The 13596-nt window shown below is 65.9% G+C and carries 10 protein-coding genes; 6 read left to right on the plus strand and 4 right to left on the minus strand.

Going from position 1 to position 13596, the window contains the following annotated elements; genetic code table 11:
* Positions 1 to 66 precede the first annotated feature (66 nt).
* From M0208_RS02305 to M0208_RS02330, 6 genes are all read left to right on the plus strand, one after another.
* On the plus strand, positions 67 to 2079 hold the full coding sequence (locus M0208_RS02305) for a 3-hydroxyacyl-CoA dehydrogenase NAD-binding domain-containing protein (RefSeq protein WP_258890121.1): 2013 nt from the start codon (positions 67 to 69) through the stop codon (positions 2077 to 2079).
* Positions 2080 to 2164: 85 nt separating this feature from the next.
* On the plus strand, positions 2165 to 3532 hold the full coding sequence (locus tag M0208_RS02310; RefSeq protein ID WP_408988129.1) for an amidase family protein: 1368 nt from the start codon (positions 2165 to 2167) through the stop codon (positions 3530 to 3532).
* Positions 3529 to 4710 carry an acyl-CoA dehydrogenase family protein gene (locus M0208_RS02315; RefSeq protein WP_258890123.1) on the plus strand — a complete coding sequence of 394 codons (1182 nt, stop codon included), beginning with the start codon at positions 3529 to 3531 and terminating at the stop codon, positions 4708 to 4710. The genes M0208_RS02310 and M0208_RS02315 overlap by 4 nt, the downstream gene beginning before the upstream one ends.
* 43 nt (positions 4711 to 4753) lie before the next feature.
* The gene (locus M0208_RS02320; protein ID WP_258890124.1) at positions 4754 to 5881 is read left to right on the plus strand and encodes an acyl-CoA dehydrogenase family protein; all 1128 of its coding nucleotides are present in this window, start codon (positions 4754 to 4756) and stop codon (positions 5879 to 5881) included.
* A 136-nt stretch (positions 5882 to 6017) separates the two neighbouring features.
* Positions 6018 to 6914 carry an acyl-CoA thioesterase II gene (locus M0208_RS02325; RefSeq protein WP_258890125.1) on the plus strand — a complete coding sequence of 299 codons (897 nt, stop codon included), beginning with the start codon at positions 6018 to 6020 and terminating at the stop codon, positions 6912 to 6914.
* A complete protein-coding gene (locus M0208_RS02330; protein ID WP_258890126.1) occupies positions 6911 to 8734 on the plus strand; it encodes a DUF885 family protein in 1824 nt (607 codons plus the stop codon). The genes M0208_RS02325 and M0208_RS02330 overlap by 4 nt, the downstream gene beginning before the upstream one ends.
* Positions 8735 to 9585: 851 nt before the next feature.
* Here M0208_RS02330 and M0208_RS02335 read toward each other — a convergent pair.
* The 4 genes from M0208_RS02335 to M0208_RS02350 all read right to left on the minus strand — a co-directional run bounded on the left by M0208_RS02335 (position 9586) and on the right by M0208_RS02350 (position 13537).
* A complete protein-coding gene (locus tag M0208_RS02335; RefSeq protein ID WP_258890127.1) occupies positions 9586 to 10386 on the minus strand; it encodes an SDR family NAD(P)-dependent oxidoreductase in 801 nt (266 codons plus the stop codon).
* 127 nt (positions 10387 to 10513) lie between these two features.
* Positions 10514 to 11278 carry an SDR family NAD(P)-dependent oxidoreductase gene (locus tag M0208_RS02340; protein WP_258890128.1) on the minus strand — a complete coding sequence of 255 codons (765 nt, stop codon included), beginning with the start codon at positions 11276 to 11278 and terminating at the stop codon, positions 10514 to 10516.
* A 108-nt stretch (positions 11279 to 11386) separates the two neighbouring features.
* Positions 11387 to 12442, minus strand: a complete 1056-nt coding sequence (locus tag M0208_RS02345; protein WP_258890129.1) for a phosphotransferase family protein — start codon at positions 12440 to 12442, stop codon at positions 11387 to 11389.
* 9 nt (positions 12443 to 12451) lie between these two features.
* The gene (locus M0208_RS02350; RefSeq protein WP_258890130.1) at positions 12452 to 13537 is read right to left on the minus strand and encodes a Zn-dependent alcohol dehydrogenase; all 1086 of its coding nucleotides are present in this window, start codon (positions 13535 to 13537) and stop codon (positions 12452 to 12454) included.
* Positions 13538 to 13596: the final 59 nt, after the last annotated feature.

Raw genomic sequence — 13596 nt, forward strand, 5'->3', positions numbered from 1 at the left:
GCGCGCACGAGATGGGTTCCCGCTTTCGCGAGAATGACGAAACAGAATGCTAGGAGACCGAAGACAATGACCTTCCCCGTCCGCACCGAACGCCACGACGACGTGCTCGTCATCATCTCCGACAGCCCGCCCGTGAACGCGCTGGGCGCAGACGTCCGTGAAGGCTTGAAAGCGGGCTTCGAGGAAGGCCTGAACGACGCATCGATCAAGGCGATCGTCCTGCGCTGCGACGGCAAGACCTTTTTCGCAGGCGCCGACATCACTGAATTCGGCAAACCCCCGCGCGGCCCCGGCCTGCACGAGGTGCTCGACGCGATGGACAAGGCCGACAAGCCGATCGTCGCCGCGATCCACGGCACGGCGCTCGGCGGTGGCTGCGAAACCGCGCTCGCGTGCCATTACCGCGTCGCCGTTCCCTCCGCGGTGCTCGGCACGCCCGAGGTGAAGCTGGGCCTGCTCCCCGGCGCGGGCGGCACGCAGCGTCTGCCGCGGCTGGTCGGCGTGAAGGCTGCGCTGGAAATGGTCGCGATCGGCGATCCGGTCCCGGCGAAGAAGGCCGCCGAAATCGGGCTGGTCGACCGCGTCGTCGGCGAGGATAGCCTGGAAGCCGACGCCATCGCCTTCGCGCGCGAACAAATCGGCAAACCCGTCCCCCGTATCAGCGAAAAAACCGCCACCGCCGACCCGGAAGCGGTGGAAGCATTCCGCAAGGCCAACGCGCGGAAAATGCGCGGCTTCGACGCGCCCGAAGCCAACATCCGCTGCGTCGAAGCGGCAACCGACCGCCCCTTCGCCGAGGGCATGAAGTTCGAGCGCGAAGAGTTCATGAAACTGATGATGGGCACGCAATCCGCCGCCCAGCGCCATCTGTTCTTCGCCGAGCGTCAGGCCGCGAAGATCGACGACATCGACCCCAAGACCACCACGCTCCGCCCCATCAACAAAGTCGGCGTGATCGGCGCGGGCACGATGGGCGGCGGGATCAGCATGAATTTCCTCTCCGCGGGGATCGCGGTGACGATCGTCGAGATGCAGCAGGACGCGCTCGACCGCGGCACCGGCGTGATGCGCAAGAATTACGAGGCCTCCGCCGCCAAGGGCCGGATCAAGCCCGACGCGCCCGATAAGGCGATGGGCCTGCTGACCCCCACGCTCAGCCTCGACGACCTCGCCGACTGCGACCTCATCATCGAGGCGGTGTATGAGAATATGGACGTGAAGAAGGAACTGTTCGGTAAGCTCGACAAGATCGCCAAGCCCGGTGCGATCCTCGCGTCTAACACGTCCTACCTGAACGTGGATGAAATCGCCGCCAGCACCTCGCGCCCCGAGGATGTCGTCGGGATGCACTTCTTCTCCCCCGCCAACGTGATGAAACTGCTGGAGGTCGTGCGCGGCGAGAAGACCGCGAAGGACGTGCTCGCGACGGTCATGGCGCTGGCCAAGAAGATCAGAAAGGTCGCGGTCGTCGCTGGCGTCACCCACGGCTTCATCGGCAACCGCATGCTCTCCCCGCGCCAGCAGGAAGCGAACAAATTGCTGATGGAGGGCGCGACGCCCGAACAGATCGACAAGGTCCACGTCGATTTCGGGATGCCGATGGGGCCGTTCCAGATGGCCGACCTCGCCGGGGTCGACATCGGCTGGCACCGCGATCCGACCCGCGTTGAGAGCATCCGCGATGCGCTCGCCGCCGAAGGCCGCTGGGGCCAGAAGAAGCAGGCCGGGTTCTACGATTACGACGAAAAGCGGAACCCCACCCCCTCCCCCCGCGTCGCCGAGATCATCGAGGATTTCCGCAGCAAATCGAACATGGCCAAGCGCGACATCACCGATCAGGAAATCGTCGAACGCACGCTCTATCCGATGGTCAACGAAGGCGCGCTGATCCTGGAAGAAGGCAAGGCGCAGCGCGCGTCGGACGTCGATGTGGTGTGGATCTACGGCTACGGCTGGCCCGTCTATCGCGGCGGCCCGATGTTCTGGGCGAAGACCGAAGGGTATGAGAAGGTCGTCGCGGGGCTGGAGAAGCACGGCTTCAAGGTCGCGCAGACGTTGAAGGACGGGACGGTGAAGTGAACAGAATCTCCCTCTCCCCGCTTGCGGGGAGAGGGCAAGCGAGCGCAGCGAAGCGAGGGAGAGGGGCATGACGGATACGACGACGATGCAACGAACTGCCCCTCTCCCCGGCCCTCTCCCCGCAAGCGGGGAGAGGGAGAAGTCGGCCCTAGAAACCGCGGCCGCGATCCGCGCGGGCGAAACCACCGCGATCGCCGAAACCGAAGCCGCCATCGCGCGTATCGAATCCCGCGACAGTGACCTCAACGCGGTCGTCGTCCGCGACTTCGATAACGCGCGCAAGGCCGCCGCCGAGATGGACCAGCGTATCGCCGCGGGCTTCGACGGACCCCTGCTCGGCGTGCCGATGACGATCAAGGAATCGTTCGACATCGCCGGGCTGCCAACGACCTGGGGTTACGAGGAGCACCGAACGTTCATCGCGCGCGACGATGCGGTGATGGTCAAACGGCTGAAGGCCGCGGGCGCGATCCTGCTCGGCAAGACCAACGTCCCCGTCGCACTCGCCGACCTCCAATCGATCAACCCGGTCTATGGCCGCACCCGCAACGCGGTCGACCAGTCACGCAGCGCAGGCGGGTCGTCGGGCGGCTCCGCGGTGGCGCTGGCATCCGGCATGGTCCCGCTGGAATACGGGTCCGACATCGGCGGTTCGATCCGCGTCCCCGCCGCGTTCAACGGGGTGTGGGGGCACAAGATCAGCTACGGCCTGATGACCGGCGAAGGCCATTATTTCCCCGACACCGACGGCGCGAAACCCGCGCTCAGCGTCATCGGACCGCTCGCGCGCGACGCCGACGATCTCGCCGTGGCGCTCGACATCGGGGCCGATTTCCCGATCCCACGCGCGCCGATCCGCAAACCCGGCGAATGGCGCATCCTGATCCTGGCCGGTCACCCGATGGCCAAAGTGCAGGCGTCGATCGTTACCGCAATCGAAAACCTCGCCGCGGCGTTCGAGGCCGCGGGCGCGACCGTCGACCGCAGCAGCGACCTGCTCCCCGACCTTTCGCAGCAGCACCGCGATTATTGGGCGATGCTCAACATCGCGATCACCCGCGGCGTCCCCGTCGACGGCGGCGAACCCGCGACGCTGGCGCATTGGTTCGACCTCGGCGATCGTCAGGCGCGCAACAAACGCGCGTGGAACCGCTTGTTCGACCAATACGACGCGGTGATCGCGCCCGCGCTGGGCGTCACCGCCTTCGCGCACGACGACACCCCGCTCGGCGACCGCAAGCTGACGATCGATGGCGCGGAAACGCCGTTCACGCACCAGTTCGTCTTCCCCGGCCTCGCGACCTTCCCGATGCTGCCCGCCACCTCGGTGCCCATCGGCCGCGATGCCGATGGCTTGCCGATCGGCGTGCAGGTCATCGCCGACACCTGGCGCGACCACACCGCCATCGCCATCGCCCGCGCGGCGCACGACCTCGTCTGGAGCAACACATGACCGAAGACACCTTCCGCACCGAAACCCGCGCCTGGCTGGAGGCGAACTGCCCGCCCGAAATGCGCGAACCCGTCCGCACCGACGCCGACGTCTGCTGGGGCGGGCGCGACCAGTCGAAGCTGACCCAGCCGCAAAAGGACTGGATGAACCGCATGGGCGAACGCGGTTGGACCGTGCCCGACTGGCCGAAGGAATATGGTGGCGGCGGTTTGAACCCGGCCGAGACGAAGACCCTGCGCGAGGAAATGGCCCGCATCCGCGCGCGCAACCCGCTCAACAGCTTCGGCATATCGATGCTCGGCCCGGCGCTGCTGAAATACGGCACCGAGGAGCAGAAGAAGGATCACCTCCCCAAGATCGCGCGCGGCGAAATCCGCTGGTGTCAGGGCTATTCCGAACCCAACGCCGGGTCCGACCTGGCCAGCCTGGCGACCAGCGCCGAGGACAAGGGCGACCATTTCCTCGTCAACGGCCAGAAGGTGTGGACCAGCTACGCCGACTACGCTGACTGGATCTTCTGCCTCGTCCGGACCGACAAGACTAACAAGCACAACGGCATCAGCTTCGTTTTGTTCGACATGGCGACGCCGGGCGTGTCGACGAAACCGATCCTGCTGATCTCGGGCTATTCACCCTTTTGCGAAACGTTCTTCGACGATGTGAAGGTGCCGAAGGAGAATCTCGTCGGCACGCTGAACAAGGGCTGGGACGTCGCGAAATATTTGCTCGGGCATGAGCGCGAGATGATCTCGGGCATGGGCCTCGGCGGTGGGTCGAAAAACCCGTTGATCGAGGGCGCGCTGGCGACGATCGGGGTCGATCACGACGGCAAGCTCGCCGACCCCCTGCTCCGCGCGCAGATCGCGCAGTTCGAGGTCCGGTCGAAGGCGTTCGCGGCGATGTCCGAACGCTTCATCGACGAACTGAAGGCCGGAAAGGCGCATCCTGCCGATCCGTCGATGATGAAATATTACGGCACCGAACTGAACAAATCGCGCCACGAGTTGATGATGGCCGCGGGCGGATCGGACGCGCTGGAATGGGACAGCGACCGCTCCGACGGCGGCGCCGCGCCCCGCGCATGGCTCCGCACCAAGGCCAATTCGATCGAGGGCGGAACGAGCGAGGTGCAGCTGAACATCGTCGCCAAACGCATCCTGGAATTGCCGGGAGCGTAGCCGCGACGCTCCCGCCGCCCGACACTCACGAGAAAGATTCCGAATGCCGCTCTACCTCAACGAAGACCAGCAGATGCTCCGCGACGCCGCGCGCGAATTCGTCGGCGAACAGATGCCCGTCGCCCACATGCGCGCGCTCCGCGATACAAACGACACGACCGGCTTCAGCCGCGATCACTGGAAGCAGTTCGCCGAGATGGGCTTCACCGGCATCCTCATCGGCGAGGACCACGGCGGTCTCGGCCTCGGTCATGTCGAGGCGGGCGTCGTGCTGGAGGAGATCGGGCGCAACCTTGCCCCCTCCCCCTTCCTCTCCACCGCGGTCGCCGCGGTCGCAGCCCTCAAGGGCACCGGCGCCGCCGAACGCTGGTTTCCCGGCATCGTCTCTGGCGACACCGTCGCCGCGCTAGCGATCGACGAAAGCGCCAAGCACCGCGCGAGCGTCGCGCTGAAGGCCGAACGCTCCGGCAACGGCTTCAAGCTGACCGGCGCGAAGCAGTTCGTCACCCACGGCCACGTCGCCGACCTGCTGATCGTCGCCGCGCGCACATCCGGCAGTGCGAACGACACGGACGGCGTGACCCTGTTCGCCGTCCCCAAGGACGCCGCAAAGCTGACCGCCACGCCCGAACGCCTCGCCGACGCCAACCTCGCCGCGCGGATCGAATTCGACGGGGTGGAGGTCGATGCCGACGCGGTGATCGGCGAAGTCGACGCCGGCCGAAGCCCGCTCGACCGCCTGCTCCGCGCAGGACGCACCGGAGCCTCGGCGGAATTGCTCGGCGTCGGCGGCGGCGCGATGGACATGACGGTCGACTATCTCAAACAGCGCAAGCAGTTCGGCGTGCCGATCGGCAGCTTCCAGGCGCTCCAGCACCGCGCCGCGCATCTCTATGCCGAAATGGAGGTCGCCCGCGCCGCGGTCCTGAAGGCGCAGCAATTGCTGGATGCGGGCGATCCCAAGGCCGACGCGGCGGTGTCCGTCGCCAAAGCGATGACCGGCATGGCCACCACGCTCGCGGTGCAGGAAGGCGTCCAGATGCACGGCGGCATCGGCATGACCGACGAATATGACATCGGCTTCTACATGAAGCGCGCGCGTGTGCTGGCCGAGCTGTTCGGCGACGCGAACTTCCACGCCGACGCGCTCGCGACGGCCGCGGGGTATTGATCCTTCTCCCTCTCCCCTTCAGGGGAGAGGGTGGCCGAGCGAAGCGAGGTCGGGAGAGGGGCATGTCGTGACACTTTGTCCAGGCCCCTCTCCCCGACCCTCTCCCCTGAAGGGGAGAGGGAGAAGAAGGACACCCATGACCGACACCCCCACGCCCGAAGCCCTCGCCGCCGACCTCATCGACCTCCTAGATATCGAGGAAATCGACACCGACCTCTATCGCGGTCGCCGGTCCTCGAACGGCGTCGGCCGCGTCTTCGGCGGACAGGTCATCGCGCAGGCGCTCCAGGCCGCGCAACGCTCCACCGATGCACCGAAGGTCGCGCACTCGCTTCACGCCTATTTCATGCGCGCGGGGAATGAGGATTATCCGATCATCTACCGCGTCGTGCGCGATTTCGATGGCAAGAGCTTCTCCACCCGCCGCGTCATCGCGATGCAGCGTGGGCAACCGATCCTCAACATGGCGTGCTCGCTACAGTTGCCCGAGGACGGCTTCACGCATCAGGACACGATGCCCGACGTCCTCGCCCCCGAATCGCTGAAGTCCGAAGCAGAGATCCGCGCCGAATCCAGCGCCCATGTCGACGAACGCTTCCGCCGCCAGCTCACCCGGCCGCGCCCGATCGAGATTCGCCCGGTCTATCCGCGGCAATGGTTCGATCCGCAGCCGACCGCCCCGCTCCAGCACAGTTGGTTCCGCATCGTCGCTCCGATCGGCGACGACCCCGCACTCCACCGCGCCGTCCTGTCCTACGCCTCCGACATGGCGCTGCTCGGCACCTGTATGCTCCCGCACGGCGTCAACTGGACCACGCCCGGGTTCCAGACCGCCAGCCTCGACCATGCGCTGTGGCTGCACGAGGATTTCCGCGCCGACGACTGGCTGCTCTACGTCACCGACAGCCCATGGGCAGGCCACGCCCGCGGCTTCAACCGCGGCAAGATCTTCGCACGCGACGGACGGCTGGTGGCGAGCGTCACGCAAGAGGGGTTGATCCGCTTGCGCGAGCCGAAAGAGAAAAACGCATGAAGATCGACCGCCGCACGCTCCTCGCAGGCGCTACCGCCCTCGGCGCAACCGCCGCCTTCCCCGCCCGCGCCGCCACCGCCGCCGACGCCACAGCCCTGAAAACCCTCGACGCGCACGCCGAGGCGCTGCTGAAGGCTTACCCCGAATCCGCCGCCTATCTCGGCCTCGACACCGGCCCCCGCGCCGATCTGAAATCCAAACTCACCGACCGCAGCGCCACCGCCGAAGCCGCCCGCCGCACCGACGCCGCCGCACGCCTCGCACAACTAAAGGCGATCCCCCGCGACACGCTCTCCCCCACGGTCCGCGTCCACCTCGACACCACTCAGACCGCGCACGACATCGCGCTCGACGGCTGGCGGCGGATGCCGGTCGGGGACATGGCGTTCCTGTCGAACAATGGATACCGCAGCACGCCTTATGTCATCAGCCAGGGCAACGGCGCGTTCGTCGACACGCCCGACCTGCTCGAGAACAAGCACGGCGTCGCGACGAAAGCCGACGCCGAAGCCTATCTCGCCCGGCTCGAAGCCTATGCCGGACAATTGACCGCCGAGACCGAACGCCTGAATGCCGACGCCGCAAAGGGCATCCTGCTCCCCGGCTTCCTCAACGACATCACCGTGAAGCAACGCCGCGCCGGGGCCGCCGAACCCGCCGCCACCGCCGCGATCATCACCACCTTCGCCGCGAAGACGAAGGCGGCGGGCCTTACCGGCGACTGGACTCAGCGCGCCACCGCGATCGTCGAACGCCGCGTCACCCCCGCGCTGTCCGCGCAGGCCGACGCCTTCGCCGCACTCCGCCCGCGCGCGAAGGACACGCCCGGCATGTGGGAACAGCCCGACGACGCCGACCGCTACGCCTGGCTCGCCGAGGCTGGCACGACGACGAAGAACACCCCCGACGGCATCCACGCCTCGGGCCTCGAACAGTGCAAGGCCTACGCCGCCGAACTCGATCCGCTGCTCCGCGCGCAAGGCCTGAGCCAAGGCACCGCGGGCGAACGCCTCGCCGCACTCGGCAAGCGGCCAGACCTGCTGTTCGCGAACACCGACGCGGGCCGCGCCGAACTGCTCGCCTACCTCAACGCGATCGTCGCGAAGCTGCGCCCGAAACTGCGCGGCGCGTTCGGCAAGCTCGTCCCCGGCAACCTCGTCATCAAACGCGTGCCGGTCGCGATTCAGGACGGCGCGCCAAACGGTTACGCGGGGCCGGGCTCGATCGACGGCAAGACCCCGGGCCAGTATTTCATCAACCTGAAGGACACCGGCATCTGGCCGCGCTTCGCGCTCCCGACGCTGACCTTCCACGAGGGGATTCCCGGCCACATCTGGCAGGGCGAATACACCTTCTCGCTCCCGCTGATCCGCACCTTGCTCGGCTTCAACGCCTACAGCGAAGGCTGGGGGCTGTACGCCGAACAGATCGGCGACGAACTTGGTTACTATCAGGACGATCCGCTCGGCCGCATCGGCTACCTCCAGTCGATGAACTTCCGCGCCGCGCGACTGGTGGTCGACACCGGCCTGCACCACAAACGCTGGACGATGGATCAGGCGATGCGCTGGTTCATGGGCGCGACCGGCTTCACCGAAAGCCAGGCCGGATCGGAACTGCGCCGCTATTGCACCTGGCCGGGACAGGCGCTCGGCTACAAGACCGGCCACAACGAAATCAACGGCCTGCGCGACGCGGCGAAAGCGAAGCTTGGGGCGAGGTTCGACGTTCGCGGATTCAACGATACGGTGGTGCAGACCGGCGGCGTGCCGCTCGGCGTGCTCGCGACGGTGGTGGAGCGGTGGAGTGCGGGTGTTTGAGACGGTAAGATGCACGTACACCTAATGTTACGATACGCTCCGCCCGCCGCCTCTGTCATGCCGGACCTGATCCGGCATCCACCAATCAACAAGCTTCAGCATCGGCGGCACCGTGGATGCCGGATCAAGTCCGGCATGACGGCGGGTAAACCTAGCCGAACACGCCATGACGTCGGGTATTCGTTGGAACCGGACATTAGGAATATGGTGCGAACTTCCGTTCGTGGGACACTCGCACGGGCCCGCAGCGACCTTCGACGCTTAACAATTCTCGCGGTCGGAAGCCGTGCTGAACGCGAAGATGCCCAGCGCTTTCCCAAATCAGCCGTGTCGGGGACTCATTTTTAGCCTCAAGGACTTGGCAACCCAGCCACCGAAATCGCGGTTGCCACCAGCGCCAGACATGCACTCGCTCGTTCTCGGCGGATAGCGGTGTTCCATCAATGAAGGCGGTTGCCACCCATTCGCCGCTAGGCGAGACGGCTCGTTCTCGTTCGTAGGCCAGCGCAAAGTTGAGCCAGATGACGCCCCCGAAGGCTAAAACCAGCCCAACCACCAATCCCGCAGCGCACCCGCGTCGTGTCATTAACTGCCCTCATGCCACCAAGCCGTACCTTCACGGGTAGACCTAACGGCTGCAAGTGGGCGAAAGCCGCCATCCGCGTTTTCCTACACGGTGCCAACTTGGTAAGGGTCGCTTGCTATTTCTCATCGCCGGATCACGACACGCCACAGCACGCATGTAACATGGCGTCGTTGGTGTGACCTTAGTGTGACTTTCGACACGTGCGAACGCGTTCGTTGGTGTGAACTTGTGTGAACTTTGGCCCGATCAGAGCGCGTTCGACCGCCTAAACCGCCGTCCGGCCGTATTCCTGCTTGGTCACCGGATGGCTCGACGACAGCCCCCCATCGACCGCGATCGCCTGGCCGTTGACGTAGCTGGCATCGTCGCTCGCCAGGAACAATGCGACCTTCGCCAGTTCCTCGGGCTGCGCACCGCGGCGCAGGGGGTTCAACCGCCCGACGCGGTCCATCTTCCCCGCCTCGCGCGCGTAATCGAAGGTCGGCTTGGTCATGCCCGTCTCGGTCAGGCCCGGACACAGCGCGTTCACCCGGACGTTCGAGCCCGACAATTGCTGCGCCGACGTCATGGCCAGGCTGATGACCCCCGCCTTCGACGCGGAATACGCCGGCGACCCTGCGCCCGAACGGATGCCCGCCACGCTCGCGGTCAGCACCAAAGCCCCGCCGCCACGCTCGGCGATCTTCGGCGCGGCGTGCTTCACCATCAGATACGGGCCGATCACGTTGACGCGCAGCACCTCGGCGATCAGCGCGACGTCGGTGTCGAAGATGTTGGCCATCCCGCCCGAAATCCCGGCGTTGGCGAACGCAATATCCAGCCCGCCGAACGTGTCGACAGCCAGCGCGACGGTGCGAATCACGTCCTCCTCGACGCCCGCATCCATCTCGATCGCGACCGCCGTGCCGCCCGCATCGGTGATCGCGTTCACGGTATCGTGTGCGGCGGTGGTCTTGTCGGCGACCACGACGCTTCCGCCCTCGGCCGCAAACAGGATCGACGCCGCGCGCCCGATGCCCGACCCGCCGCCGGTGACGATGATCGATTTGTTGGTGAAGCGCGCCATTCCAAACTCTCCGCAAAATCCGTCACCCCAGCGAAGGCTGGGGTCTCAAGCGGCTCCCGTCCCGCGCTTCGTCACGAGACTCCAGCCTTCGCTGGGGTGACGGTGGAAGGCGGGTGACGGCAGCGATCTAAATCGTAACCCCGCCGTCGATCACCATCACCTGCCCGGTCATGAAAGCGCTCGCCTTCGACGCGAGATACACCACCGCGCCCGCAATCTCCTCCGGCTCACCGATCCGCCGCATCGGCGTCGAGCGGTTGCGTTCGGCGACTGCTTTCTCATCCTCCCACAAGGCCTTGGCGAAATCGGTCTTTATCAGCCCCGGCGCGATGCAGTTCACGCGCACCCCGTGCTTGCCGTACTCATGCGCCAGATTGCGGGCGAGTTGCATATCGGCGGCCTTGCTGATCGCATACGCCCCAATGATCGGCGTGCCGCGCAAGCCCCCGATCGACGACACGATCACGATCGAGCCATCCTTGCGCTCCCGCATCTCGTCGATCACCATCGAGATCAGCCAGTGGTTCGACAGGATGTTGTTGTCGAGGATCTTGCGGAACTGCTCATCCGCAATCCCCTCCTGCGGCCCGTAATAGGGATTGGAGGCGGCGTTGCAGACCAGGCAGTCGATTTGCCCGAATGCGGCGCGCGCCTGATCGACCAGATTCTGCAGCCCCGCCTTGTCGGAAATGTTCGCCGCGACCCCCATCGCGGTCCCGTCCCCGAACTGCGCGTTGATCTCCGCGGCTACCGCGTCGCACGCATCCTGCTTGCGGCTGGAGATGACCACCTTCGCGCCCTGTTCGGCGCACGCGATGGCGGAGGCCTTGCCGATCCCGCGGGTGGAACCGGTGATGACGACGACCTTGCCGGTCAGATCGAACAAACTCATTCTTCTCCCTCTCCCCTTTGGGGAGAGGGCCGGGGAGAGGGGCCTTGGCGACCCATCAACACTGCCCCTCTCCCCAACCCTCTCCCCGGAGGGGAGAGGGAGTTTCAATTAAGCCCCCGCCCGCCGTGCGAAATGCCACGCCGCATCGGCCAGCATCGGCACGCGCGCACTCGTCGCCTCCGCGCTTGCGCTGGACGCCGTGCCGATCAGGAAGCGCTTCTTGATCCCCTGCACGATGCTCGCCAGCCGGAAGAGGTTGAACGCGATATACCAGTCGAGGTTCGGCACCCCGTCGCGCCCGGTCTTCTCGCAATAGCGCGCGACGACCTCGTCGACGGTCGGGATGCCCGTCTCCGGCCCCGTCAGCCCCATCACCCCCGATCGCCCCTCAGGTTCGGTCACCCAGGAAATCAGGAAATAGCTGAGGTCCGCGATCGGATCACCCGTCGTGCACAACTCCCAGTCGAGCACCGCCGCCACACGCGGCTCGACGCCCGGCGCGAACTTCATGTTATCACAGCGGTAGTCGCCATGAACAATCGTCGTGCGCGTCTGTCCGGGGACGGTGCGCGGCAGATATTCGATCAGCCGCTCCATCGGCTCCATAGGCTCGGTCTCGGCGCCGCGATATTGCTTCGTCCAACGCCCGACCTGACGTTCGAAATAATTACCCGGCCGCCCGAAATCGCCCAGCCCCGCGGCAACGTGATCGACGTTGTGCAGCGCGGCCAGCGTATCGATCATCGCGTTGTAATGATCGCGGCGCTGATCGACGGTCAGCCCGGGCATCGCGCCGTCCCAGATCGTCCGCCCGTCGACCATCTCCATGACGTAAAAGGCCGAGCCGATAACGGCATCGTCCTCGCACAGGCCATATTGCCGCGGCACGGGAAACCCGGTCGGGTACAGCCCCGCCATCACGCGATATTCGCGGTCTACCTGATGCGCGGACGGCAGCAATTCCCCCATCGGCTTGCGCCGCAACACGTAATTCCGCCCCGGCGTCATCAACTTGTACGTCGGGTTGGACTGTCCGCCCGAGAACTTCGCATAGGTCAGCGGCCCAGCAAAACCCTCGACATGCGCCTCCATCCACGTCGACAGTCGATCGGTATCGAGCCGGTCGCGTTCGGAAACCTCGTCCTGCAAACTCGTGTCGGTCATGGCCTCCCCTCAGCCAAAAGTGATCACGCTGCGGGTCGCGTCGCCCTTGCGCAATTCGTCGAACGCGTCGTTGATCCGCTCCAGCCCCATCCGCTCGCCGATGATCGTATCCAGATCAAGCAGCCCGCGCTGATAGAAATCCACCAGCCGAGGAATGTCGACGGGGAAACGGTTCGATCCCATGATCCCGCCCTGCAACCTTTTGCCGGACAGCAATTCCATCGCGGAAAGCCCGACCTTCTGATCGAGCGGCATCATGCCCAGGATCGTCGCGGTCCCGCCACGCCGCAGCACGTCGACCGTGGCCTGCGCCGATTGCGCGCGTCCGACCGCCTCGATCGCGTGATGCACCCCGCCCTTGGTCAGTTCGATGACCTCCGCGACGACATTCTCGCCCATCGCATCATAGGTGTGCGTCGCGCCCAGCTTCTCCGCGATCGCGCGCTTTTCCGGCACCGGATCGAGCGCGATGATCTTCCCCGCGCCCGCGATCTTCGCCGCATTCACCGCCGCCAGACCGATCCCGCCGCAGCCGACGACGCACACGGTTTCACCGGGCGTAACGTCGGTCGTATTGAACACCGCCCCCGCGCCGGTCGTCACCGCGCAGCCGATCAGCGCGGCGCGGTCGAGCGGCATATCGCGGTCGATCGCCACGCACGCGTGTTCGTGCACCAGCATCATCTCGGCATAGGCGCTGAGGTTCAGCATCTGGTTCACCGGATCGCCATTGGCGAATTTCAGCCGCGGCTCGGCACCCTTCGCGCGCTTCGTCCCTGGATCGACGCACAGGAACATCCGGCCGGTGACGCAGAATTCGCAATGCCCGCAGAACGCGCTGAGGCATGTGACGACATGATCGCCGACCTTTACGGTCCGCACCTCGTCCCCCACGGCCTCGACCACGCCCGCCGCTTCGTGGCCAGGGATCGCCGGCAGCGGATGCGGGTACGCGCCGTCAACGAAGTGCAGGTCCGACCGGCACACCCCGACCGCGACGGTGCGGATCAGCACCTCATGCGCGGCGGGCTTGGAGGTGACGACGTCCGCAATCTCAAGCGGCTTCTTCGTCTCGAAGATTACGGCAGCCTTCATATCAAGTCCGTCACCCCAGCGAAGGCTGGGGTCTCCCTGTCATGTAGCGTGCGCGTGCG

Origin of the sequence: Sphingomonas sp. SUN019, from assembly GCF_024758705.1 — a bacterium.
Lineage (GTDB): Bacteria > Pseudomonadota > Alphaproteobacteria > Sphingomonadales > Sphingomonadaceae > Sphingomonas.